The organism is Pseudomonas sp. R28(2017) (genome assembly GCF_002112505.1).
Lineage (GTDB): Bacteria > Pseudomonadota > Gammaproteobacteria > Pseudomonadales > Pseudomonadaceae > Aquipseudomonas.
Genome location: NZ_NEHW01000001.1, coordinates 55,383 through 78,778, shown reverse-complemented (window position 1 = coordinate 78,778; position 23,396 = coordinate 55,383). Strand labels below are relative to the sequence as shown.

General features: G+C 64.1%; 22 protein-coding genes and 1 other RNA gene. 8 read left to right on the top strand and 15 right to left on the bottom strand.

Features of this window, described 5'->3' with window-relative positions; genetic code table 11:
• Nucleotides 1–34: 34 nt before the first annotated feature.
• The 5 genes from zipA to CAF78_RS00315 all read left to right on the top strand — a co-directional run bounded on the left by zipA (nucleotide 35) and on the right by CAF78_RS00315 (nucleotide 5,580).
• Nucleotides 35–925, top strand: a complete 891-nt coding sequence (gene zipA, locus CAF78_RS00335; protein WP_085677862.1) for a cell division protein ZipA — start codon at nucleotides 35–37, stop codon at nucleotides 923–925.
• Nucleotides 926–1,161: 236 nt separating this feature from the next.
• Nucleotides 1,162–3,492, top strand: coding sequence for an NAD-dependent DNA ligase LigA (ligA, locus tag CAF78_RS00330; protein WP_085677863.1), 2,331 nt, complete (start codon nucleotides 1,162–1,164; stop codon nucleotides 3,490–3,492).
• A gap of 152 nt (nucleotides 3,493–3,644) precedes the next feature.
• An RNA gene (gene ffs / locus CAF78_RS00325) (signal recognition particle sRNA small type) lies at nucleotides 3,645–3,741 on the top strand.
• A 208-nt stretch (nucleotides 3,742–3,949) separates the two neighbouring features.
• Nucleotides 3,950–4,870 (top strand): EamA family transporter, encoded by a 921-nt coding sequence (locus CAF78_RS00320; RefSeq protein ID WP_085677864.1) that lies wholly within the window; start codon nucleotides 3,950–3,952, stop codon nucleotides 4,868–4,870.
• A 440-nt stretch (nucleotides 4,871–5,310) separates the two neighbouring features.
• Nucleotides 5,311–5,580 carry a hypothetical protein gene (locus CAF78_RS00315; protein ID WP_085677865.1) on the top strand — a complete coding sequence of 90 codons (270 nt, stop codon included), beginning with the start codon at nucleotides 5,311–5,313 and terminating at the stop codon, nucleotides 5,578–5,580.
• Between the two features lie 83 nt (nucleotides 5,581–5,663).
• On the opposite strand, the gene CAF78_RS00310 is transcribed toward CAF78_RS00315, so the two are convergent.
• Nucleotides 5,664–6,431, bottom strand: a complete 768-nt coding sequence (locus CAF78_RS00310) for an ABC transporter substrate-binding protein (protein ID WP_085677866.1) — start codon at nucleotides 6,429–6,431, stop codon at nucleotides 5,664–5,666.
• Nucleotides 6,432–6,554: 123 nt separating this feature from the next.
• Here CAF78_RS00310 and dnaX point away from each other — a divergent pair, with 123 nt between their 5' ends.
• The 3 genes from dnaX to recR all read left to right on the top strand — a co-directional run bounded on the left by dnaX (nucleotide 6,555) and on the right by recR (nucleotide 9,703).
• Nucleotides 6,555–8,612: a DNA polymerase III subunit gamma/tau gene (gene dnaX, locus CAF78_RS00305; protein ID WP_085677867.1), complete on the top strand. Its 2,058-nt coding sequence runs from the start codon at nucleotides 6,555–6,557 to the stop codon at nucleotides 8,610–8,612.
• Nucleotides 8,613–8,676: 64 nt separating this feature from the next.
• Nucleotides 8,677–9,012: a YbaB/EbfC family nucleoid-associated protein gene (locus CAF78_RS00300; protein WP_056801432.1), complete on the top strand. Its 336-nt coding sequence runs from the start codon at nucleotides 8,677–8,679 to the stop codon at nucleotides 9,010–9,012.
• A gap of 88 nt (nucleotides 9,013–9,100) precedes the next feature.
• Nucleotides 9,101–9,703, top strand: coding sequence for a recombination mediator RecR (recR, locus tag CAF78_RS00295; protein WP_085677868.1), 603 nt, complete (start codon nucleotides 9,101–9,103; stop codon nucleotides 9,701–9,703).
• 133 nt (nucleotides 9,704–9,836) lie between these two features.
• On the opposite strand, the gene CAF78_RS00290 is transcribed toward recR, so the two are convergent.
• The 14 genes from CAF78_RS00290 to CAF78_RS00215 all read right to left on the bottom strand — a co-directional run bounded on the left by CAF78_RS00290 (nucleotide 9,837) and on the right by CAF78_RS00215 (nucleotide 23,391).
• Entirely contained in the window at nucleotides 9,837–10,385 is a 549-nt protein-coding gene (locus tag CAF78_RS00290; RefSeq protein WP_009683910.1) for an adenine phosphoribosyltransferase, read from the bottom strand.
• A 55-nt stretch (nucleotides 10,386–10,440) separates the two neighbouring features.
• Complete coding sequence (fnrA, locus tag CAF78_RS00285; protein WP_060508220.1) at nucleotides 10,441–11,175, bottom strand: Crp/Fnr family transcriptional regulator FnrA; 735 nt, start codon at nucleotides 11,173–11,175, stop codon at nucleotides 10,441–10,443.
• Nucleotides 11,176–11,361: 186 nt separating this feature from the next.
• Nucleotides 11,362–12,744, bottom strand: a complete 1,383-nt coding sequence (gene hemN, locus CAF78_RS00280) for an oxygen-independent coproporphyrinogen III oxidase (RefSeq protein ID WP_085677869.1) — start codon at nucleotides 12,742–12,744, stop codon at nucleotides 11,362–11,364.
• 156 nt (nucleotides 12,745–12,900) lie between these two features.
• The gene (locus CAF78_RS00275) at nucleotides 12,901–13,584 is read right to left on the bottom strand and encodes a sulfite exporter TauE/SafE family protein (RefSeq protein ID WP_085677870.1); all 684 of its coding nucleotides are present in this window, start codon (nucleotides 13,582–13,584) and stop codon (nucleotides 12,901–12,903) included.
• Nucleotides 13,577–13,792: a cbb3-type cytochrome oxidase assembly protein CcoS gene (gene ccoS / locus CAF78_RS00270; protein WP_085677871.1), complete on the bottom strand. Its 216-nt coding sequence runs from the start codon at nucleotides 13,790–13,792 to the stop codon at nucleotides 13,577–13,579. Before ccoS ends, CAF78_RS00275 begins: the two co-directional genes overlap by 8 nt.
• Nucleotides 13,774–16,245, bottom strand: a complete 2,472-nt coding sequence (locus tag CAF78_RS00265; protein WP_085677872.1) for a heavy metal translocating P-type ATPase — start codon at nucleotides 16,243–16,245, stop codon at nucleotides 13,774–13,776. The genes ccoS and CAF78_RS00265 overlap by 19 nt, the downstream gene beginning before the upstream one ends.
• 138 nt (nucleotides 16,246–16,383) lie before the next feature.
• On the bottom strand, nucleotides 16,384–16,914 hold the full coding sequence (locus CAF78_RS00260) for a FixH family protein (RefSeq protein ID WP_085677873.1): 531 nt from the start codon (nucleotides 16,912–16,914) through the stop codon (nucleotides 16,384–16,386).
• A 17-nt stretch (nucleotides 16,915–16,931) separates the two neighbouring features.
• The gene (ccoG, locus tag CAF78_RS00255) at nucleotides 16,932–18,347 is read right to left on the bottom strand and encodes a cytochrome c oxidase accessory protein CcoG (protein ID WP_085677874.1); all 1,416 of its coding nucleotides are present in this window, start codon (nucleotides 18,345–18,347) and stop codon (nucleotides 16,932–16,934) included.
• A gap of 309 nt (nucleotides 18,348–18,656) precedes the next feature.
• Nucleotides 18,657–19,637: a cytochrome-c oxidase, cbb3-type subunit III gene (gene ccoP, locus CAF78_RS00245; protein ID WP_085677875.1), complete on the bottom strand. Its 981-nt coding sequence runs from the start codon at nucleotides 19,635–19,637 to the stop codon at nucleotides 18,657–18,659.
• The gene (locus CAF78_RS00240) at nucleotides 19,634–19,825 is read right to left on the bottom strand and encodes a cbb3-type cytochrome c oxidase subunit 3 (protein ID WP_085677876.1); all 192 of its coding nucleotides are present in this window, start codon (nucleotides 19,823–19,825) and stop codon (nucleotides 19,634–19,636) included. Before CAF78_RS00240 ends, ccoP (CAF78_RS00245) begins: the two co-directional genes overlap by 4 nt.
• A gap of 5 nt (nucleotides 19,826–19,830) precedes the next feature.
• Complete coding sequence (gene ccoO / locus CAF78_RS00235) at nucleotides 19,831–20,439, bottom strand: cytochrome-c oxidase, cbb3-type subunit II (protein ID WP_054884105.1); 609 nt, start codon at nucleotides 20,437–20,439, stop codon at nucleotides 19,831–19,833.
• Nucleotides 20,439–21,881: a cytochrome-c oxidase, cbb3-type subunit I gene (ccoN, locus tag CAF78_RS00230; RefSeq protein ID WP_085677877.1), complete on the bottom strand. Its 1,443-nt coding sequence runs from the start codon at nucleotides 21,879–21,881 to the stop codon at nucleotides 20,439–20,441. The genes ccoO and ccoN overlap by 1 nt, the downstream gene beginning before the upstream one ends.
• Before the next feature lie 365 nt (nucleotides 21,882–22,246).
• A complete protein-coding gene (gene ccoP, locus CAF78_RS00220; RefSeq protein WP_085673176.1) occupies nucleotides 22,247–23,188 on the bottom strand; it encodes a cytochrome-c oxidase, cbb3-type subunit III in 942 nt (313 codons plus the stop codon).
• Nucleotides 23,185–23,391 (bottom strand): CcoQ/FixQ family Cbb3-type cytochrome c oxidase assembly chaperone, encoded by a 207-nt coding sequence (locus CAF78_RS00215; protein WP_054884102.1) that lies wholly within the window; start codon nucleotides 23,389–23,391, stop codon nucleotides 23,185–23,187. Before CAF78_RS00215 ends, ccoP (CAF78_RS00220) begins: the two co-directional genes overlap by 4 nt.
• Nucleotides 23,392–23,396: the final 5 nt, after the last annotated feature.

Genomic DNA, 23,396 nt, shown 5'->3' with positions numbered 1-23,396 from the left:
TTTCAAGCATATTTTTATAGAGGCACGGGATTACATGGAAATCGGTCTGCGCGAGTGGCTGATCGTCATCGGCGTCATAGTCATCGCCGGTATTCTTTTCGACGGCTGGCGCCGCATGCGCGGCGGAAAAGGCAAGCTGAAATTCCGTCTGGATCGCAGTTACTCCAACCTGCCGGACGAGGAGGGCAGCGCTGAAGTGCTCGGCCCGTCGCGGGTGCTGGAAACCCAGAAGGAGCCTGAACTGGACGAAACCGACCTGCCGTCGGTCAGTGCGCCAGCGCGTGAGCGCGAACGTGAGCGTGAAGCGAAGCCGGCCAAGGCCAGCAAGCGCGGTAAACGTGCGGCCGAAGCGCAGCAGCAGGGCGACCTGAACCTGGCTGCCGAACCGCGCGAGCCCGACCTGTTCGCCGATGCCGACGAAGATTTCGCCGCCGACAACACCCGTAACAACGGCTTTGCTGCCAGCGGCAACGCAGCCAAGGAGCTGCCACCAGTCGAAGAAGTACTGGTGATCAGCGTCATTTCCCGCGACGAGGGCGGCTTCAAAGGGCCGGCCCTGCTGCAGAACATCCTTGAAAGCGGCCTGCGTTTCGGCGAAATGGATATCTTCCATCGCCACGAAAGCATGGCCGGTCACGGTGAAGTGCTGTTCTCCATGGCCAACGCGGTCAAGCCGGGCATCTTCGACCTGGACGACATCGACCACTTCAGCACCCGTGCCGTGAGCTTCTTCCTCGGCCTGCCAGGCCCGCGTCATCCGAAGCAGGCCTTCGACGTGATGGTGGCGGCGGCGCGCAAGCTGGCCCACGAGCTCAATGGCGAACTGAAGGACGACCAGCGCAGCGTGCTGACCGCCCAGACCATCGAGCACTACCGCCAGCGTATCGTCGAGTTCGAGCGCCGTGCGCTGACCCAGAAACGCTGATAGATCCAGACGAAAGAGCAGCCTGTGGGCATGCTGGCCGGTTCAAGACTCGTTGTCGTCTGTGCCGGCCCTTTCGCGGGCAAGCCCGCTCCCACAGGTACGCCACAAGCCTCAAGGGCAGTGGTGTACCTGTGGGAGCGGGCTTGCCCGCGAAAGGGCCGGTACAGGTAGTCAGACTCTTTAGCCCCATGCACCCCTCCAGGCTGCTCTTTTTGCTTTGCAAGAGACCCTGAACCATGACTGCCGAAACCCGAATCCACGAACTGCGCGCCGAGCTCGACCAGCACAACTACCGCTACTACGTGCTCGACGAGCCGAGCGTGCCTGATGCTGAATACGACCGCCTGTTCAATGAGCTCAAGGCACTTGAAGCCGAGCACCCGCACCTGGTCACCCCCGATTCGCCCACCCAGCGTGTCGGCGGCGCGGCCTTGGCCGCCTTCAGTCAGGTGCGTCATGAAGTGCCGATGCTCAGCCTGGGCAACGCCTTCGAGGAGGCCGACCTGCGCGAGTTCGGCCGCCGCGTGGTCGATGGCCTCGATCAGCCCGGGGAGGTGGACTTCAGCTGCGAGCCGAAGCTCGATGGCCTGGCGGTGAGCTTGCTCTACCGTGACGGCCAGTTGGTGCAGGGCGCCACCCGTGGCGACGGCACCACCGGCGAAGACATCAGCGCCAACGTGCGTACCGTGCGCAACATCCCGCTGAAGCTGCAGGGCGAAGGCTGGCCAGCAGTGCTTGAGGTACGGGGCGAGGTGTACATGAGCAAGGCCGGTTTCGACCGCCTCAACGCCGCCCAGGCCGAGGCCGGTGGCAAGACCTTCGCCAACCCGCGCAACGCCGCTGCCGGCAGCCTGCGCCAGCTGGATTCGAAGATCACCGCCAGCCGCCCGCTGGAATTCTGCTGCTACGGCGTTGGGCAGGTCTCCGAAAGCATCGGTGAAAGCCATATCGGCATCCTCGAGCAGCTCAAGCAGTGGGGCCTGCCGATCAGCCGCGAGCTCAAGCATGCGGCCGGTATCGAAGAGTGCCTGGCCTACTACCGCGATATTGGCGAGCGGCGCAACAGCCTGCCGTACGAGATCGATGGCGTGGTGTTCAAGGTCAACAGCCTGGCTGCCCAGCGTGAGCTGGGTTTCCGCGCACGTGAGCCACGCTGGGCCATTGCCCACAAGTTCCCGGCCATGGAAGAGCTCACCGAAGTGCTGGACGTGGAATTTCAGGTCGGCCGTACCGGTGCGGTCACGCCCGTGGCGCGCCTGAAGCCGGTCAAGGTGGCCGGCGTGACGGTGTCCAATGCCACCCTGCACAACATGGACGAAATCGCCCGGCTGGGGCTGCGTATCGGTGACACGGTGATCATCCGCCGTGCCGGTGACGTGATCCCACAGGTCATGCAGGTGGTGCTCGAGCGCCGCCCCGAAGATGCCCGCCCGGTGCAGGTGCCGAGCGCATGCCCGGTCTGTGGCTCGCAGGTCGAGCGTACCCAGTTGGTCAAACGCAGCAAAGGCAAGGAAACCACCAGCGAAGGTGCGGTGTACCGCTGCGTCGGCCGCCTGGCCTGCGCTGCCCAGCTCAAGCAGGCGATCATTCACTATGTTTCGCGCCGCGCCATGGACATCGATGGCCTGGGCGAGAAGAGCGTCGAGCAGCTGGTGGATGAAGGGCTGATCAGCTCGCCGGCAGACTTGTACAAGCTGGAGTTCGATCAGATCGTCGGTCTGGAGGGCTTTGCCGAGGTCTCCAGCAAGAAGCTGCTGGACGCCATCGAGGCCAGCAAGCGCCCGAGCCTGGCGCGCTTCATCTATGCCTTGGGCATTCCGGATGTCGGCGAGGAGACCGCCAAGGTCCTGGCCCGCTCGCTGGGCAGCCTGGCCCGTGTGCAGCAGGCGCTGCCGCAGGTGCTGACCTACCTGCCGGACATCGGCCTGGAAGTCGCCTACGAGATCCACAACTTCTTCGAGGACGAGCACAACCGCAAGGTCATCGAGCAGTTGCTGGCCAGTGGCATGCAGTTGCAGGATGAAGGTGAACTGGCGGCAGAGTTCGCCGCCAGCACGACCCTTGCCGGCATGATCGCCAAGCTGGATATCCCCTCGGTCGGCCCGACCGGTGCCGAGAAGCTGGTGGCCAAGCTCGACAGCCTGGACAAGATCATTGCCGCTGACGGCATCGACCTGCGCCAGGCGCTGGCGGCAAAACAGGCCGAAGCCGTGCGTGAGTTCTTCAAGGATGAGGCCAACCAACAGCTGGCCCGTGCTATCGAGGCGCAGCTGTTGGCCTTCGGCATGCACTGGAGCAGCGAGAAGAAGGTCGCTGAAGGCCTGCCACTCGCCGGCCAGACCTGGGTGCTGACAGGGTCCCTGGAGCGCTTCAGCCGTGACATCGCCAAGGAGAAGCTGGAAGGGCTGGGCGCCAAGGTGGCCGGTTCGGTCTCTGGCAAGACCCACTGTGTGGTGGCTGGCCCTGGCGCCGGCTCGAAGCTGGCCAAGGCCAGTGAGCTTGGTGTGAAGGTGCTGGATGAGGAAGCCTTCGTCACCTTCCTGGCAGGGCATGGCCTCACTGTCTGATCCTACATGAGCCCTGTGCCAGGGCCCGATCAGCCTGACCCCGGACAAGTCATTGAGAAATGATGACTTTTTCTTGCACAGAGGTTGTATCTTCGCCCCAGACCGGTACAATGGCGCGGCTCGCTGCTTGGCGAGCCGCGTAGTGGTGGCCCCATCGGTCCCCCCGCATTGATTACCCGTTAACCTGGTCAGGCCCGGAAGGGAGCAGCCATAGCGGGAACATCGAGTGCCGGGGTGTGGCTGGTGGGGCCGCCTCCATTTCCGGGGTATGAAAATCCCGCGTCTTGTCTGTCCCAAACTCATCACCCGTGAAAATCCCACGCATTGAAGGATGCGATGCGGCATGAGCGCTTGTGTTCAGGCCGAGAAGCTTTTCTCACAGGCAGCGACGAGCGCGCCTACATCTACCTGGCTCTGACAAAAATAGAGTGGTGCCTGCTGATCTTGGAGAGCAGGCATGAAAATGAGCAGGCGCGATTTGACCGTTGGCCTTCTGGTGACGGTCCTGTGGGGGGGCAACTACGGTGTCATCGAGCTGGGCTTGCGCGAGCTTGATCCCTATTTGTTGACGTTGTTACGCTTCACCTTCTGTGCGGTGCCGCTGGTGTTTTTCATCAGGCGTCCGGCAGGTGTTTCAGTGGCTGCCATGGCGGTCTATGGCGTGCTGTTCGCCGTGGGTATCTGGTGGGTGGTCAATCTTGCCATGCACCAAGGCTTGAGCCCGGGCATGTCCTCGGTGTTCCTGCAGTTCAGTGCATTTTTCACCATCCTGCTGAGTGCCGTCTTTCTGCGCGAACGTATCACTGCGGCTCATGCCTGGGGCATGGTTTTCGCGGCATGCGGGCTGGGCGTGATGCTGTTGGCGAGCAGCCAGTCGTCAACGGTGGGCGGTCTGCTGCTGGTGCTGCTTGCCGCGCTCGCCTGGGCGTTGTGCAACCTGTTGATCAAGCTCAAGCGCCCTGGCCAGATGACGGCCTTCATCGTCTGGTCCAGTTTGTACTCGCTGCCGGTCATTGTGATCCTCACGCTTGCCTCGCAAGGATGGGCGGCATTCGAGACCCTTGCCGGTGGCCTGGCGTGGCAAACCGTGTTTTCCGTGCTGTTCCAGAGCCTGGTCACGACCATTCTGGGTTATCGCGTGTGGAACAACCTGATGAAGAAATACCCGGCGACCCACGTCGCGCCCTTGTCGTTGCTGATACCGGTATCGGGCCTTGCCACTTCCTGGCTTTTCTTTGACGAGCGGATGAGCACCGGGCAATGGCTGGCCATCTGCCTGATTTTGACCGGCATCATGATTTTCTTCTGCGGCCACTGGCTGCGGGGCCTGCCGCGAGGTCGAGAGGCAGCAGCGCTTGCCAGGGAGACTCGCTCCTGATTTTCCTTGTGCGATAGCGAGCACGCCTGTGCAGCAAATATTGTTCTGTTCCTGTTGGGGAAAGGGTTCGCTTCGGATGTTGTCGTCTCGGTGGCTTTAAATTTCCGGTATTTCAAGGGCTGTGGCGTGCGCCTGGAATACTCCTTCAATAAGAAGAGAAATCTCCTACGCGCATTTATTTGTCGAAGAATTATCCTACGCAACCTGTCGCCACCCGTCTGATTGTCCCTGGGAAGCCCGCCCTTTAGCCTTTTGTGGTCGCTGTCGGTTCAGCGATCGGGTGTGGAAGCCCAGCGGTGTGGCGGATGTCGTTATGACAGTTGTGCGCGGGAGGCTCTCAAGCCTGCCGGGCTCGCCGTACCCTGGTCTTCCACCCCGCGTACAACTGTCACCCTTTCGCGTGGAAGCGAAAAGGGGGCATCAACTCGGTACGGTGACCTATGAAAAAGATTGTTCCAGATCCACCCTTCAACCTCGATCCGCAGCCAGGCAAGGTCCTGTCTCGCGCCATCAGCGAGGGCATCGTCCCTATGGATTACGTGCTGATGAACGTCTCCCATTATCTGATGTTCGCCTACAGCGATAGTCGACGGGCGCTGGAGCGGATCGAAGATGAAGAGACGAGGCAATTGCTTCAGCATGGCCTGCGGGCGATGCAGATTGCCTGTGGGCAGGCGGATGCGCTGGTGGCGGCTATGGAGCAGAAGTGATTGTGTGAGGGCCGCCAAGTGCTTGCCACAACAACAGCTTGCGGCCTTCTCGCATTCCCCAGTCAGCCCTTTCTAGCCCCGCCTCAAGGCCGAACCCCTAATACCTCTCCCGAATACCCCGTCGCCCCATACCGCCGCACTATCCGCTCAATCTCCCCTGACTGCTTCATCCGCACCAGGGCGCGCAAAACCCCTTGGGTCGGTATCGCCGGATCATTCCTCACCATGCACCCCAGCGCCTGTTCCTCCAGCACTGCCTGCACTTGCAGCCGTTGCCCGGCTGGCAATCCTTGATTGAACCACTGCAGCGACAGCTCATTGCTCACTGCGTGCTGGTAGCGCCCGATCTGCAGCTTCTGCAGCGCCAATTCCTGGCTGCGGCTGTCCTCCCGCAGCAAGCGACCTTGGGCAAACAACGGCTCAAGCGTACCGTAGGCATACCCCAGCACCGTGCCGATCGCCTGGGGTGGCAGCTGCTCGGGCCGGGTAGGGGCGCTGTCGCCAGGGCGCCCGACCAGCACGTCGCGCTGCTGAATCAGTGGAATGCTCCAGACGAAATTCCCCGGCCGATCATTGAACCACTGGCTGCTCACATAGCAGCGCACATCGATATCGCCAGCGTCCATTGCCTGTTGCAGGCGCAGGCGGGCCATCACGTGGTATTCCGGGCGCACGCCGGCTTCTCGCGCCAGTTCCTCGATAAGGTCGAATACCAGGCCCTCCACCGGCTGGTCGCCTTCGAGCCGCACCAGCGGCATGCTCCAGCTCTCGGCAACGGAAAAACGCAGCACCGGTTGCTCCGCCAGGCTGTGGGTGGTCCAGAGCAATAGCAGGGCCAACAGTCTTCGCAATGCACATCCTCCTTGAACAGCGCGCCAGTTGCTTAGCTTAGACGAAGCGTGCAGGGTGCAATTTTGCCCCCGCTCCGCTAGCATTAGCGATCTTCCGCTCGATCAGGCTGCGATGGTTTTTCGATGAGTTATCAGGTTCTTGCACGTAAATGGCGTCCGCGCTCGTTCCGCGAAATGGTCGGCCAGACCCATGTGCTCAAGGCCTTGATCAATGCCTTGGACAACCAGCGCCTGCACCACGCCTACCTGTTCACAGGTACCCGGGGTGTGGGCAAGACTACCATTGCGCGAATCATCGCCAAATGCCTCAACTGCGAAACCGGCATTACCTCCACGCCCTGTGGTACCTGCTCGGTGTGCCGGGAGATCGACGAAGGCCGTTTCGTCGACCTGATCGAGATCGACGCCGCCAGCCGCACCAAGGTCGAGGACACCCGCGAACTGCTCGACAACGTGCAGTACGCGCCGAGCCGTGGGCGCTTCAAGGTCTACCTGATCGACGAAGTGCACATGCTCTCCACCCACTCGTTCAACGCCTTGCTCAAGACGCTGGAAGAGCCGCCGCCCTACGTCAAGTTCATCCTTGCCACCACCGACCCGCAGAAGCTGCCGGCCACCATCCTCTCGCGCTGCCTGCAGTTCTCGCTGAAGAACATGAGCCCGGAGCGGGTAGTCGAGCACCTGAGCCATGTGCTGCAGGCCGAAAACGTGCCGTTCGAGGCGGATGCCCTGTGGCTGCTCGGCCGTGCTGCCGATGGTTCGATGCGTGACGCCATGAGCCTCACCGACCAGGCCATCGCCTTTGGCGAGGGCAAGGTATTGGCAGCCGATGTGCGGGCCATGCTCGGCAGCCTCGATCACGGCCAGGTTTATGGCGTGCTGCAGGCGCTGCTCGAAGGGGATGCGCGGGCGCTGCTCGAAGCCGTGCGCAACCTGGCCGAGCAGGGGCCGGACTGGAGCGGTGTGCTGGCCGAAATGCTCAATGTGCTGCACCGCGTGGCCATCGCCCAGGCGCTGCCCGAGGCGGTGGACAACGGCCAGGGCGATCGCGACCGGGTGCTGGCGCTGGCCTCGGCATTGCCGGCCGAAGACGTGCAGTTCTATTACCAGATGGGCCTGATCGGCCGTCGCGACCTGCCGTTGGCGCCGGACCCGCGGGGCGGGTTCGAAATGGTCCTGTTGCGGATGCTGGCGTTCCGCCCGGCAGATACCGACGATGCGCCGAAGCCGGTGCTAAAGCCAGTGGGGATCAGCCAGGCCACAGCTGATCCGGCAACCCCGGTGGCAGCGCCAGCCGTTGTGGTCGAGGCGCCTGTCGTTGCGGTGGCGCAGCCTGAGGCGCTGGTGCCTGCCCCGCAGGCCGAGGTCGAAGCGGTTGTGGAGGCGGCCCCGGCACCGCAGCCAGAACCTGAACCTGAACCTGCGCCCGAAGTCGTCGCGCCTGAGCCGGCGGTGGTGGAAGAGGTCATCGACCTGCCCTGGGAGGAGCGCGCTGCGGCGCCTGCGTCCGAGCCCGAGCCCGAGCCTGTGCTGGCTCCAGCCCCGGTTGCCGTTTCGCAGAAAGCCCCGCCAGCCTACGACGAGCCGCCCTTCGACCCGTCCGCCTACGCTGCCGCGGGCATGGACCGCGACGACGAGCCGCCCATGGATGAAGACTATTACGGTGGTGAAAGCGACCCGGTAGGCTTCAGCTATCTCGACGAGCTCGCAGAGCACGTCCAGGAAGAAAAGCCGGTCGCCGCGCCCCAGCCGTTGCCGGCTGCCAAGCCTGCGACAGGGCTGGCTCTGCAATGGCTGGAATTATTCCCACAGTTGCCTGTAACTGGGATGACAGGCAACATCGCAGCAAACTGTACGCTGATCGCGGCTGATGGTGACGACTGGCTGCTGCACCTGGACCCGGGCCAGGGCGCGCTGTTCAACACCACCCAGCAACGCCGGCTGAACGAGGCCCTCAATCAGCACCTGGGGCGCACGCTGAACCTGCGCATCGAGCTGGTCCTGCCGGAGCAGGAAACCCCGGCGCAGGCCGCTGCGCGCAAACGTGCCGAGCGTCAGCAGGATGCCGTGACCGCCATCGAGCAGGATCCGCTCATCCAGCAGATGATCAAGCAGTTCGGTGCCAAGGTGCGACAGGATACTATTGAGCCTGTAGACGCTCTGGTCAGCCAGGGCCAATAACCGATAACCATGCGGCCGGCCCCGTGCAGGGCCGCATCACATGACCCAATCGAGGTATACCCCCATGATGAAAGGTGGCATGGCCGGCCTGATGAAGCAGGCCCAGCAGATGCAGGAAAAGATGCAGAAGATGCAGGAAGAGCTGGCCAACGCCGAAGTCACCGGCCAGTCCGGTGGCGGCCTGGTGAGCGTGGTGATGACCGGTCGTCACGACGTCAAGCGTGTCAGCATCGACCAGAGCCTGATGTCGACCGATGAGGACGACAAGGAAGTGCTGGAAGACCTGATCGCCGCTGCGCTGAACGACGCCGTGCGCAAGATCGAGCAGAACAGCCAGGAAAAAATGGGCGGCATGACCGCTGGCATGCAGCTGCCACCAGGCTTCAAGATGCCGTTCTGATCGGTCTTCGCTTCAAAATGGGGAGTAACGGCCATGCGGTCGTTGCTCCCTTGTTCATTGTGTTTCCTGAATTTGCAGGCCTGTATACATGAGCTTCAGCCCCCTGATCCGCCAATTGATCGATGCCTTGCGCATCTTGCCCGGCGTCGGCCAGAAAACCGCCCAGCGCATGGCCCTGCAACTGCTGGAGCGTGACCGCAGCGGCGGCACCCGCCTGGCTCAGGCCCTGAGCCAGGCCATGGAGGGCGTTGGCCATTGCCGCCAGTGCCGTACCCTGACCGAGCAGGAGCTGTGCCCGCAGTGCAGCGACCCGCGTCGTGACGACACGCAGCTGTGCGTGGTGGAAGGGCCGATGGACGTGTATGCGGTGGAGCAGACCGGCTACCGCGGGCGCTACTTCGTGCTCAAGGGGCACTTGTCGCCGCTCGATGGCCTGGGGCCTGAGGCGATCGGCGTGCCGCAGCTGATGGCGCGGATCGAGGAGCAGGGCAGTATCACCGAAGTGATACTGGCGACCAACCCGACCGTGGAAGGGGAGGCCACGGCGCATTACATCGCCCAGTTGCTGGCCGAAAAAGGCGTGGTGGCGTCGCGGATCGCCCATGGCGTGCCGCTGGGTGGGGAGCTGGAGCTGGTCGATGGCGGCACTTTGGCTCATGCTTTTGCCGGGCGCAAGCCAATCTCTCTGTAATTTCGCGGGGCTGCGTCGCAGCCCATTCGCGGGCACGCCCGCTCCCACAGGTACAGTGTTGCCCTCAGGCCTGCGGTAATCCTGTGGGAGCGGGCGTGCCCGCGAATGGGGCGCAAAGCGCCCCCGGCAGCAATCAGTATTCGCTCAGGGAAAACTCGGTCAGGCAGAAGGTCGGCACCCCGGCCGCCTGCAGCCGGCGCGAGCCATCCAGCTCGGGCAGGTCGATGATCGCCGCCGCTTCGAACACCTGTGCCCCGGTGCGACGCACCAGGTTGGCTGCGGCCAGCAGGGTGCCACCGGTGGCAATCAGGTCATCGAAGATCAGCACCGAATCGCCTTCGCACAGGCTGTCGGCATGCACTTCCAGGAAGGCCTCGCCGTATTCGGTCTGGTAACCCTCGCTCAATACGTCAGCCGGCAGCTTGCCTTGTTTGCGGAACAGGATCAGCGGCTTGTTCAGCTGGTGGGCGATGATCGAGCCGATCAGGAAACCACGCGCGTCCATGGCGCCGATGTGGCTGAACTCAGCCTCGACGTAGCGCTCGATGAACTGGTCGGCCACATAGCGCAGCCCGCGCGGCGACTGGAACAGCGGGGTGATGTCGCGGAAGATCACGCCGGGCTTGGGGAAGTCCACTACCGGGCGGATCAGGGCTTTGAGGTCGAAGGCGTCGCTGTGCATTGTTGCGGGTATCCTGGGAAAACGAATGCCCAAGTATACCCGCTAAACGCTGGCCTCAGGCCTCGATTGCACCGCCGGCCAGCGCGCACAGCTGGATCGGGTCGAGGATATGCACTTCCTTGCCTTCGGCGCGGATCAGGCCGTTTTGCTGGAAGCGGGTGAACACCCGCGACACGGTCTCCACCGCCAGCCCCAGGTAGTTGCCGATCTCGTTGCGCGACATGCTCAGGCGGAACTGGTTGGCCGAGTAGCCGCGGGCGCGAAAGCGCGCGGACAGGTTGACCAGGAAGGTGGCGATGCGTTCGTCGGCGGTCTTCTTCGACAGCAGCAGCATCATCTGCTGGTCGTCGCGGATTTCCCGGCTCATCACCCGCATCAGCTGGCGACGCAGCTGTGGCAGCTGTACCGAGAGCTCATCGAGGCGCTCGAAGGGGATTTCACAGACCGAGGTGGTTTCCTGGGCCTGGGCCGACACCGGGTAGGCCTCGGTGTCCATGCCGGACAGGCCGACCAGCTCGCTGGGCAGGTGGAAGCCGGTGATCTGTTCTTCGCCGCTGTCGCTCAGGCTGAAGGTCTTGAGGGCGCCGGAACGTACGGCGTAAACCGAGCCAAAATTGTCGCCCTGGCGGAACAGGAACTCGCCTTTCTTCAGCGGGCGCCCGCGCTTGACGATTTCATCCAGTGCATCCATGTCTTCCAGGTTGAGCGAAAGAGGCAGGCACAGGGGGGCCAGGCTGCAGTCCTTGCAATGGGCCTGGTTGTGAGCGCGCAGTTTGACTGGCTCGGACATTTGAATCGATCCTTGTGGGAAAGCACACATAAGTCGTAAGGGTAACTCACGACAGCGGGTGTAGGCCAGTGTCCGCTAGGATGGTGCGAACTGGCGTAACCCCGGCAGGGTCAGTGCCGGGAGTCCTTGTGTGCCCATAGTGTGCCTGGCAGGCAGGGTTGTCCATGCGGTTGATCGACTCGCCGTTCAGATCACCCGGGAGAAACGCTGGCGGTTGTGCATCGCCAGGTAGGCGTCGAACACCATGCACACCGAACGCGCCAGCAAGCGCCCTGCCGGCAGGATGCGGATGCCCTTGTGGTCGAGGCTGATCAGGCCGTCGCGCTGCATGCGCTGCAATTCTGGCCAGAGATCGTTGAAATACCCACGGAAATCGATGGTAAAGGCCTCCTCGATCGGCTCGAAGTCCAGTTCGAAATGGCAGATCAGTTGCTGGATCACTGCCCGGCGCAGGCGGTCGTCCTGGTTGCAGACCAGCCCGCGCTGGGTTGCCAGCTGGGCGTTGGACAAGGTGTCCTGGTAGGTATTGAGGTCGCTGCTGTTCTGGCAGTACAGGTCGCCGATCTGGCTGATCGCCGATACCCCCAGGCCGATCAGGTCGCAATGGCCGTGGGTGGTGTAGCCCTGGAAGTTGCGCTGCAGGGTGCCTTCCTCCTGGGCGATCGCCAGCTCGTCGTCGGGCAGGGCGAAATGGTCCATGCCGATGTAGCGGTAGCCGGCGGCGGTCAGTTGCTCGATGGTGTTATGCAACATCTCCAGCTTTACCGCCGGGGCCGGCAGCTCGTTGCTGTCGATGCGCCGCTGCGGCATGAAGCGCTCGGGCAGGTGGGCGTAGTTGAACACCGAGAGGCGGTCGGGTTGCAGGCGGATCACTTCGTCGACAGTGCGGGCGAAGCCTTCCACGGTCTGTCTGGGCAGGCCGTAGATCAGGTCGAGGTTGACCGAGCGAAATTGCAGGGTGCGTGCTGCCTCGATCAAGGTGCGCGTCTGCTCCAGGCTCTGCAGGCGGTTGACTGCACGCTGCACGGCCGGGTCGAGGTCCTGCACGCCGAGGCTGACGCGGTTGAAGCCCAGTTCGCGGAGCAGGCCCATGGTCGACCAGTCGGCTTCGCGCGGGTCGATCTCGATGCCGTAGTCACCGGAGTCGTCCTCCAGCAGGTTGAAGTGCTGGCGCAGGGTGGCCATCAGCTGGCGCAGTTCCACGTGGCTGAGGAAAGTCGGCGTACCGCCGCCGAAATGCAGTTGCTCAACACGCTGTTTAGGGTCCAGGTGGCAGGCGATCAGCTGAACCTCCTGCTCCAGGCGCTGCAGGTAAGGCGCGGCGCGGCCGCGGTCCTTGGTGATGACCTTGTTGCAGGCGCAGTAGTAGCAGATGTTGGCGCAAAACGGCACGTGCACGTACAGCGACAGCGGGCGCACGGCCCGGCGGCTCTCGCGCAGTGCGTGGAGCAGGTCGAACGAGCCTACCTCGCTGTGCAGTTGCACGGCGGTCGGGTAGGAGGTGTAGCGCGGGCCGGCGAGATCGTAGCGGCGGATCAGGTCGGCATCCCAACGTAGGTCGTCGAGCATGTGGGCGGTCCCCGGATAATGCAGCAGTGTCCGGAGTCTATGGTCGTCTGTAGGAAACTGTGTTGATTTGTATCAAGGCAGGCAGGGGCTGCTTTGCAGCCCATTCGCGGGCAAGCCCGCTCCCACAGGGTCGTCACAGGCCGCAACGCGGCCCCATCAATGGCCCATGAGCCAGTGCTGGTGAGGGCCAGGCAAGGTCCAGATACCAAACAGGATCACCAGTACACCACCGGCCATGCGCACACTGCGCCGCCTCAACAAGGCGTTTACCCGCTCCGCCGCCAGCCCCGTGGCCAGCAGTATCGGCCAGGTACCCAGCCCGAACGCCAGCATCAACGTTGCGCTGTAGCCGGCGTTGCCCTGGCTGGCGGCCCACAGCAAGGTGCTGTACACCAGGCCGCACGGCAACCAGCCCCACAGCGCCCCCAGCAGCAGGGCGCGGGGCATGCTGGACACCGGCATCAGGCGCGAGGCCACGGGCTGGATATGCCGCCACAGCCCGCGGCCCAGTGCTTCGATGCGGGTCAGTCCGCTCCACCAGCCGGCCAGGTACAGGCCCATGGCAATCAGCAGCAACGCGGCCACCACGCGCAAGGCCATGGCCGCCGGGCTGCTGGCCAGCGCCCAGCCGGCCAGGCCCAGCAGCAGGCCGGCGCAGGCATAGCTGAGGATGCGCCCCAGGTTGTAGGCCAGCAGCAGGCGCAGGCGCCGGCTGCGTTGTTCCGCGGGGATGGCCAGGGTCAGCGCGCCCATCAGGCCGCCGCACATGCCCAGGCAATGGCCGCCGCCGAGCAGGCCGAGGACCAGTGCCGAGCCGAGCAGGGGAAGCAGGTCAGGCACGGGGTGGCGTTTCCTTGTCGTCTGGCGCTGGGGTCTCTTCAGGTTTGACGGCGGCCTGGTGGCGCGGATCCTGGTCATCGAACAGGATGCTGTGGGCCGGGCTTTCGAGGTCGTCGTACTGGCCGCTGTCCACCGCCCAGAAGAAGATGTAGACGGCCACGCCAACCAGCAGCAGGGCGGCCGGGATCATCACATAGAGCGCGGGCATGGCGACTTCCTTCCGTAAGCGGCTGTGTCGTTCGCGGGCAAGCCCGCTGCCGCCGGTAGGCGGGTCAGGCGCAGCGCATTGAGCACCACGATCAGCGAACTGACCGACATGCCGATCGCCGCCCACACCGGGGTGATCCAGCCAAGCGCGGCAAACGGCAACATGAGGCCATTATACAGGGTCGCCCAGAGCAGGTTCTCGAGGATGTTGCGGCGGGTGCGGCGGGCCAGGTCGAAAGCCTGTACCAGCGCCTGCAGGCGGTTGGACAGCAGCACCGCGTCGGCGCAGGTCTTAGCCAGGTCGGTGGCGCTGCCCATGGCGATGCTGATGTCGGCGGCGGCCAGCACCGGCACGTCGTTGACCCCGTCGCCAAGCATCAGGACCTTGTGCCCGGAGGCCTGCAGCACCTTGAGCCGGTCCAGCTTGTCGTCCGGGCGCAGGCCGCCGATGGCCTGGTCGATGCCCAGTTGCGCGGCCACTTCGGCGACCATCGGCGAGCTGTCGCCAGACAGCAACAAGGTGCGCCAGCCACGTGCCTGGCAAGCGGCGAGCAGGGCCGGGGCATCCTCGCGCAGGCGATCGTCGAGGCCGAACCAGGCCAGCGGGCCCTGGCGGTCGCCCAGCAGCAGCCACTGGCCGCGAGGCTCCGGCACGGCGGGGATTTCGGCGCCGCTCAGGGCACAGACGAACGTGGCCTGGCCGATGCGCAGTGGCTGGCCGTCGACCTTGCCTTCGAGCCCGAGCCCCGGGATTGTCTGGACGTCGTCAGCGGGGCTTGCGGTGCGGCCAAAGGCACGGGCGATCGGGTGTTCGGAGCGGTTCTCGAGGGCGGCGGCGAGGGCCAGGCAGCGGTCGGCAGGCAGCGCCGCCAGCGGGCGGATGCTGCGCAGGGTCAGGCGGCCTTCGGTGAGGGTGCCGGTCTTGTCGAAAATTACCGTGTCGATCTGGTTCAGGCCTTCCAGCACATGGCCGCGGGTCACCAGCAGGCCGAGCTTGTGCAGGGTGCCCGTGGCGGCGGTGAGGGCGGTCGGGGTCGCCAGGGACAGGGCGCACGGGCAGGTCGCCACCAGCATGGCCAGGACGATCCAGAAAGCCCGCACCGGGTCCAGGTGCCACCACCACAGGCCGATGGCCACGGCGGCCAGCAGCGAGAACAGCAGGAAGTACTGCGAGGCGCGGTCGGCGATCTCCGCCAGCCGCGGTTTTTCGGTCTGCGCGCGTTCCAGCAGGCGGACGATGGCCGACAGGCGCGAGTCATGGCCGAGGGCTTCGACTTCCACGTTCAGCGTGCTCTCGACGTTCAGCGTGCCGCCGGTGACACGCTCACCGGCCTGCCGTGGCTGTGGCAGGTACTCGCCGGTCAGCAGCGATTCGTCGATGCTGGAGCGGCCTTCGACGATGCGCCCGTCGGCCGGGATCACTGCGCCGGGCAGCACCTGCACGGTGTCACCGCGCTGCAGTTCGCCGAGCAGGATGCGTTCGGCCCGCCCGTAGCCGTCCAGGCGCAGGCATGAGGCTGGCAGCAGGTTGACCAGCTGCGCGGTGGCTGCGGCGGTGCGCTCACGGGCGCGGCGCTCGAGGTAGCGGCCAGTGAGCAGGAACAGGGCGAACATGCCGACGGTATCGAAGTACAGCTCGCCGCTGCCCGTCACGGCGGTCCAGATACCGGCGCCGAAGGCCAGGCCGATGGCCAGCGACACCGACACGTCCATGGTCAGGTGGCGGGTGCGCAGGTCGCGTGCGGCGCCCTTGAAGAACGGGGCGCAGCTGTAGAACACGATGGGTATGGTCAGGAACAGCGCCACCCAGCGCAGGATGGTGTGCAGCTCCGGTGACAGGTCGATGTTGAATTCCGGCCAGGTGGCCATGGTCGCCATCATCGCCTGGAACCACAGCAGCCCGGCCACGCCCAGGCGGCGCAGGGCGCTGCGGTTCTCCCTGGCGAGCTGCTCGGCGGCCTGGTCGGGCTGGTACGGGTGTGCGGCATAGCCGATCTGGCGCAGCTCGGCGAGCAGCCGGGACAGCGCAAGCTGGTGGTCGTCCCAGCTGAGCAGGAGGCGGTGGTTGGACAGGTTCAGGCGGGCTTCGGCGACGCCGGGCAGATTGCGCAGGTGCTTTTCGATCAACCAGCCGCAGGCGGCGCAGCTGATGCCCTCGACCAGCAGGGTGGTTTCGGCGAGCTCGCCGGCATGGCGGACGAAGTTCTGCTGTACATCGCTGCGGTCGTACAGGGCCAGCTCGTCCTGCAACTGCCTGGGCAGTGCTTCGGGGTTGGCGCTGCTGTCGCTGCGGTGCTGGTAGTAGTGCTCCAGGCCACCGGCGACGATGGACTCGGCCACCGCCTGGCAACCCGGGCAGCAGAACTGCCGCGGTTCGCCGAGGACCACGGCGGTGAAGCGGCTGCCGCTGGGGACGGGCAGGGCGCAGTGGTAGCAGGGAGTGGGTTCAGTCATAAGGCAAGCACGGCTGGTGGGGCAGATGAATATCCCTGTGGGAGCGGGCTTGCCCGCGAATGCGATGGTTCAGGCAATGATGTTTTCAGGTCTGACGCATTCGCGGGCAAGCCCGCTCCCACAGAGAATGATGTCGGGTTACTGTTGGTGTTCGGCACCTTGCAGCGCTTCATCGCCCAGCTGCAAGGTCACGCCATGCTCGACCTTCTCTTCCTCGAACAACCGCCACACGTGCTCATCCTGGCTGCCCAGCAGTTCAACGAAGCGACGGCCATCGACCTTGTCGTCCACTTGCCCGACATAGCGCCCGGCCTCGACCCGGCTGAGCAGCACCTTGCGGTCCTTGTCCGGCTGGGTTGGCGAGATCAGGTTCAGCTCCAGGGTCTGTGGGTCGCTGTTGCCGCTCAGGCGCACGTCCACCTCGCCGGTCAGCTCGTCCAGGTGCACGCTGGCCTTGAGGTTGAGGGTCTGGGCCAGCAGCTCACGGTCCAGCGAGCGGTTGATGCCTTTGCCGGCTTCGTAGTAGTTGTCGTTGACCAGATTGTCCGGGTTGTGCACGGCAATGCTGACCATGGTCAGGCTCAGGCACACCGAGGTGGTCAGGATGCCGATGATGATCCAGGGCCAGAGGTGCTTGTACCAGGGGCTGGCGGCGGTGGCGGCAGGCATTGTCGGTGTTCTCTCTGTCAGCGGATCTGTGGGCCGATGAAGCGGCTCTTGGCTTCGACCTTGGCAGCGCTGTCGTCGGCGCTGTTGAGGATGAAGGTGATTTCGTTGGTGGTCGAGGGCAGCTTCTCGGGGGCGATCGACAACTGCACCGGCAGGCTGACGATATCGCCGGCGGCCACGCGGATTTCGCGCTGGCCTTCCAGGCGCAGGTCGGGCAGGCCGGCGGCGTCCAGCACGTAGACGTGGTCTCGCTGGTCCTTGTTCATGACCTTGAGGCTGTACACGTTCTCGATCCGGCCCTGGGCGTTCTCGCGGTACAGCACGCGGTCCTTGCTGACGTCGAAGCCCACCAGCGAGCGGGTGGCGAATGCCGTGCCCAGGGCGATGATCATCACCAGCAGCACCACGGCATAGCCGATCAGGCGCGGGCGCAGCATGTGGGTCTTCTGCCCCGAGAGGTTGTGCTCGGTGGTGTAGCTGATCAGCCCTTTGGGGTAGTTCATCTTGTCCATGATGCTGTCGCAGGCATCGATGCACGCCGCGCAGCCGATGCACTCGATCTGCAGGCCGTCGCGGATGTCGATGCCGGTGGGGCACACCTGCACGCACATGGTGCAGTCGATGCAGTCGCCCAGGCCCTTGGCCTTGTAGTCGATGTCCTTCTTGCGCGGGCCACGGGTTTCGCCACGGCGCGGGTCGTAGGAAACGATCAGGGTGTCCTTGTCGAACATCACGCTCTGGAAGCGCGCATAGGGGCACATGTACACGCACACCTGCTCGCGCAGCCAGCCGGCGTTGCCGTAGGTGGCCAGGGTGAAGAAACCGACCCAGAAATAGGCCCAGCCATCGGCTTGGCCTGTGAAGAATTCAGTGAGCAGTTCGCGGATCGGCGAGAAGTAGCCGACGAAGGTCATGCCGGTGACGAAGCCGATCAGCAGCCACAGGCTGTGCTTGGCGAACTTGCGCAGGAACTTGTTGCCGCTCATGGGCGAGCGGTCGAGCTTCATGCGCTGGTTGCGGTCCCCCTCGGTGACTTTTTCGCACCACATGAAGATCCATGTCCACACGCTTTGCGGGCAGGTGTAGCCGCACCACACGCGGCCGGCGAACACGGTGATGAAGAACAGGCCGAAGGCGGCGACGATGAGAATGCCCGACAGCAGGATGAAGTCCTGGGGCCAGATGGTGGCGCCGAAGATGTAGAACTTGCGCTCTGGCAGGTTCCACCAGACGGCCTGATGGCCGCCCCAGTTCAGCCACACGGTACCGAAGTAGAGCAGGAACAGCACCGCCCCGCCGACCATCCGCAAGCGGCGGAAGATGCCGGTGAAGGCGCGGGTGTAGATTTTTTCGCGAGAGGCGTAGAGGTCGACGGAATCCTTCCCTTTGTTGGCAGGCGGGGTGACGTCATGTACCGGAATTTGCTTGCTCATCATCAAGTCCCACGGCAGTGGAGAAACGCCGCGGCCAGTGCATGCCGGCCGCAGTCTCGCGCATTCTGCTAGCGCTCTGCGATCCATGATACGCCGCTGGTGGCGGTATGGGATCGCGCTGCGACCTTTAGTCGCGTTGGGTTCGTGGTATGAATCGTGTTATGGCGGGTGTCAATTGATCCAGGTCAGCTTGTGCTGCTTTTGCCGGCCTCTTCGCGGGCTTGCCCGCTCCCACAGGTACAGCACAGGCCTCCAGCTGTGTGCGGTCCCTGTGGGAGCGGGCAAGCCCGCGAAGAGGCCTGGCCTGCCTTACTCGGCCTGCTGGGCCGCCTCCGGCTGGTGCGACAGGCTGTACACATAAGCCGCCAGCAAGTGCACCTTGTCATTACCCTGCAGCTGTTCTTGCGCTGGCATCTGCCCCTGGCGGCCATAGCGAATGGTCTGCTGCAACTGGGCAAAGCTCGAACCGTAGATGAACGCCTGCGGGTGGGTCAGGTTTGGCGCACCCATGGCTGGGGTGCCCTTGCCCTCGGGCCCGTGGCAGGCCACGCAGTTGGCGGCGAACAGCTTCTGGCCGTTCTCGGCATCGGCCTTGGCGCCTTCGGGCAGTGTGCGGCCATCGAGCTTGCTGGTGACGAACGCGGCGACATCGGCCACGCCCTGTTCGCCGAGCACTTCACCCCAGGCTGGCATCACGCCGTGGCGGCCGCCCATGATGGTGGTCTTGATGGTTTCCGGCTCGCCGCCCCAGCGCCAGTCCTGGTCGGTCAGGTTGGGGAAGCCGTAGGCGCCCTTGGCGTCGGAACCGTGGCACACCGAGCAGTTCGAGGCGAACAGGCGTGCGCCCATCTTCAGTGCCTGCGGGTCCTTGGCGACCTCTTCGATCGGCATCGCCGCGAACTTGGCGAAGATCGGCCCGAAGCGTGCGTTGGCCTTGGCCATTTCCTTTTCCCACTCGTGCACGCCAGTCCAGCCCGGCTGGCCGTTGGAGAACTCGGTCTGCTTGTCGTTATCCAGGTAGGAATAGCCCGGCAGAATGCCTTTCCAGTTGCCCAGGCCCGGGTACAGCACCAGGTAGCCGAGGGCGAAGATGATGGTGCCGACGAACAGCCAGAACCACCATTTCGGCAGGGGGTTGTCGTATTCCTCGATGCCATCGAAGGCATGCCCGACGGTTTCGTCGGTGACCTCTTCGCGCTGGCCCTTGCGGGTCGACAGCAGCAGCCAGGTCAGCGAGAAGATGGTGCCCAGGGTCAGGACGGTAACGTACAGACTCCAGAAGGTTGTCATTGTTGTTTGCTCCCAGAAGCTTTTGCTTGCTCGACGTGCTTGCTGGCCCCGGGATCATCCGCAAAGGGCAGTTGGGTCGCTTCGTCGAAGTCCTTCTTGCGTCGCGGGCTGAACACCCACAGCGCCAGGCCCACGAAGGCCACCATCACCACGACGGTGCCCAGGCCGCGAATCATCCCGATGTCCATCAGCGTCACCGTTTGCTTTTGATGATGGTGCCAAGACCTTGCAGGTACGCGACCAGTGCGTCCATTTCGGTCTTGCCCTTGACCGCGTCGCGGGCACCGGCGATGTCGGCGTCGCTGTACGGCGTGCCGAGGGTGCGCAGCACTTCCAGCTTCTTCGCGGTGTCCTTGCCGTCGAGCTTGTTCTCGACCAGCCACGGGTAGGCCGGCATCTTCGACTCCGGCACCACGTTGCGCGGGTTGTACAGGTGCGCGCGGTGCCAGTCATCGGAGTAGCGGCCACCGACGCGGGCCAGGTCCGGGCCGGTGCGCTTGGAGCCCCACAGGAACGGGTGGTCCCAGACGCTTTCGCCGGCGACCGAGTAGTGGCCGTAGCGCTCGGTTTCGGCGCGGAACGGGCGGATCATCTGCGAGTGGCAGCCCACGCAGCCTTCACGGATGTAGATGTCGCGGCCTTCGACTTCCAGCGCGGTGCGCGGCTTCATGCCTTCGACCGGCTTGTTGGTGACGTCCTGGAAAAACAGCGGGACGATCTGGGTCAGGCCACCGACGCTCACGGCGATGACCATGAAGAAGGCCAGCAGGCCTATGTTCTTCTCGACGGCTTCATGCTTCATCAGTGCGCTCCCACGACGACGATCTTGGCGGCTTCCTCGGCCTGTGCCGGGTTGGCGGCACGTACGGTACGGAACACGTTGTAGGCCATCAGCAGCATGCCGGTGGCGAAGAACGCACCGCCCAGGGCGCGGACGATGTAGCCCGGGTGGCTGGCCTGCAGGGCTTCGACGAAGGAGTAGGTGAGCGTGCCGTCATCGTTGATGGCGCGCCACATCAGGCCCTGGGTGATGCCGTTGACCCACATCGAGGCGATGTACAGCACGGTGCCGATGGTCGCCAGCCAGAAGTGCGCGTTGATCAGGCCGACGCTGTGCATCTGCTCGCGGCCGTAGAGTTTCGGGATCATGTGGTACACCGCGCCGATGGAGATCATCGCCACCCAGCCGAGGGCACCGGCGTGCACGTGGCCGATGGTCCAGTCGGTGTAGTGCGACAGCGAGTTCACGGTCTTGATGGCCATCATCGGGCCTTCGAAGGTGGACATGCCGTAGAACGCCAGCGATACCACCAAAAAGCGCAGGATCGGGTCGGTGCGCAGTTTGTGCCAGGCCCCCGAGAGGGTCATCATGCCGTTGATCATGCCGCCCCAGCTCGGTGCCAGGAGGATGATCGACATCACCATGCCCAGCGACTGCGCCCAGTCCGGCAGTGCGGTGTAGTGCAGGTGGTGCGGGCCGGCCCAGATGTACAGGGTGATCAGCGCCCAGAAGTGGACGATCGACAGGCGATAGGAGTAGATCGGCCGTTCAGCCTGCTTGGGCACGAAGTAGTACATCATCCCCAGGAAGCCGGTGGTGAGGAAGAAACCCACCGCGTTGTGGCCGTACCACCACTGGATCATCGCGTCGGTGGCGCCGGCGTAGGCCGAGTACGACTTGAACAGGCTGACCGGCAGCGAGATGTGGTTGACGATGTGCAGCATCGCGGTGACCACGATGAAGGCACCGTAGAACCAGTTGCCGACATAGATGTGCTTGGTCTTGCGCTTGACGATGGTGCCGAAGAACACCAGCCCGTAGGTGACCCAGACGATGGCCAGCAGGATCGCCAGCGGCCACTCGAGCTCGGCGTATTCCTTGGTGGTGGTGAAGCCCATCGGCAGGGTGATCAGCGCGCCGACGATCACCGCCTGCCAGCCCCAGAAGGTGAAGGCGGCCATGCTGTCGGAGATCAGCCGGGTCTGGCAGGTGCGCTGCACCACGTAGTAACTGGTGCCGAACAGCGCACAGCCACCGAAGGCGAAGATGACCAGGTTGGTGTGCAGCGGGCGCAGGCGGCCGAAGCTGGTCCAGGGCAGGTCCAGGTTCAGTTGCGGCCACACCAGCTGCGAGGCGATGAAGACGCCCAGGCCCATGCCAAGGATCCCCCAGACCACCGTCATGATGGCGAACTGGCGGACGACCTTATAGTTATAAGCAGTCGGACTGATTGCTGTGCTCATTCTAAGGTTCCACGGTTTTGGTGTTCTTGTTGGTCGAAAAATCGGCGCCAGTATCGATAACCACTGGGGTTATGGCAACGCAAGGATCCTTGCGCCGACCCGTGTCCGGGCCCTTTCGCCGGTGTCCCGCGGCGAGAGGGTCGGGACGATTGTACACAAATAAATATTTGTAATGTGTACCGTTTTTCATATTTTTCTGATCGATCGGTCAAGCTTTTTTTCCGGGCGGCATCAGGCTGTACGCCGCGTCTGCTTCGGTCCTTTGGGAGCGAAGCCCACTGTGGCAACAAGCTTAGTTCTGTTCGGAGGGGGTGCAAGGGCGGGGGTAGAGCGGGGAGAGGGGCCGCAATGCGGCCCCGGGGGTATTACTGGGCGGTCAGGTTCTCTGAGGCGCCATTCTGCGACAGGCTGTACACATAGGCTGCCAGCAGATGCACCTTGTCATTGCCCTGGATGTCCGCCTGGGCTGGCATCTGCCCTTGGCGGCCATAGCGAATGGTCTGCTGCAACTGGGCAGAGCTCGAACCATAGATGAACGCCTGCGGATGGGTCAGGTTCGGCGCGCCCATGGCAGGGGTGCCTTTGCCTTCAGGCCCGTGGCAGGCCACGCAGTTGCTGGCGAAGAGTTCCTTGCCCTTGAGCGGGTCGGCCTTGACCCCTTCCGGCAGGCTGCGGCCATCGAGGTTGGTCAGCACGAAGGCGGCGACATCCGCCACGCCCTGTTCCCCGATCACCTCGGCCCACGCTGGCATCACGCCGTGGCGGCCGTTCATGATCGAGGCCTTGATGGTTTCCGGTTCGCCGCCCCAGCGCCAGTCCTGGTCGGTGAGGTTGGGGAAGCCGTAGGCGCCCTTGGCATCCGAGCCGTGGCACACCGAGCAGTTGGAGGCGAACAGGCGGCTGCCCATTTTCAGCGCTTGCGGGTCCTTGGCCACATCCTCCAGCGGCATGGCGGCGTACTTGGCAAAGATCGGGCCGAACCTGGCGTCGGCCTTTTCCATTTCCTTCTGCCACTCGTTGGCGCCGGTCCAGCCATTCTCGTAGCCGGGCAGGATGCCTTTCCAGTTGCCCAGGCCCGGGTACAGCACCAGGTAGCCGGCACCGAACACCAGGGTGCCGACGAACAGCCAGAACCACCACTTGGGCAGCGGGTTGTCGTACTCCTCGATGCCATCGAAGCTGTGCCCCATGGTCTGGTCGGTGGTGCTGTTGCTCTGGCCCTTGCGGGTGGACAGCAACAGCCAGGCCAGGCCGATCAGGCTGCCGAGGGTCAGTACGCTGATGTAGGTACTCCAGAAGGTGGTCATTGCGCTTTGCTCCTCACAGCCGCAGTCATGGCAGCAGGTTCCTGCCCGGCGGGGGGCAGGCGGTCGTCGACGAAGGGCAGCAGGCGCGCTTCGGCGAAATCATGGTCGCGGCGACGGTTGAACACCCACAGCGACAGGCCGATGAAGGCGATCATCACCACCAGGGTGCCCAGGCCGCGGATCATGCCGATGTCCATTTCCATGGCAC